The organism is Micromonospora mangrovicola, from assembly GCF_047200535.1.
GTDB lineage: Bacteria > Actinomycetota > Actinomycetes > Mycobacteriales > Micromonosporaceae > Micromonospora.
Genome location: NZ_JBJZOG010000284.1, coordinates 1 through 348, shown reverse-complemented (window position 1 = coordinate 348; position 348 = coordinate 1). Strand labels below are relative to the sequence as shown.

Sequence of the window (348 nt, the reverse complement as noted above, 5' to 3'; positions counted from 1 at the left end):
ACCTTCACCTCCGGCACCTTCAACCTCAACACCGTCGACGGACGACTCGTCGTCGCCGACTTCAACGGCGACGGCAAGGCCGAACCCGCCCTCGTCCGAGACAACGGCAACGCCACCATGAGCATCTACCGCTGGCTCTCCACCGGCAGCACCTTCACCCGCACCACCGACTACGTCGGCACCGGCTCCTTCGCCCTGTCCAACGTCGGCGACCGCGTCGCCGCCGGCGACGTCACCGGCGACGGCAAGGCCGACATCGTCATGGCCTACCAGCTCAGCGACGGCACCTTCGGCTACTACGTCTGGAGCACCGGCCTCACCAGCCTCGGCCGCTGGTACACCTCCGGC

The 348-nt window shown here is 68.1% G+C and carries 1 protein-coding gene; it reads left to right on the top strand.

All coding sequences use genetic code 11. The features are described 5' to 3' along the window. On the top strand, nt 1-348 hold a 348-nt coding region (locus ACL02O_RS34490), incomplete at both ends, for an FG-GAP repeat domain-containing protein (protein WP_412822368.1).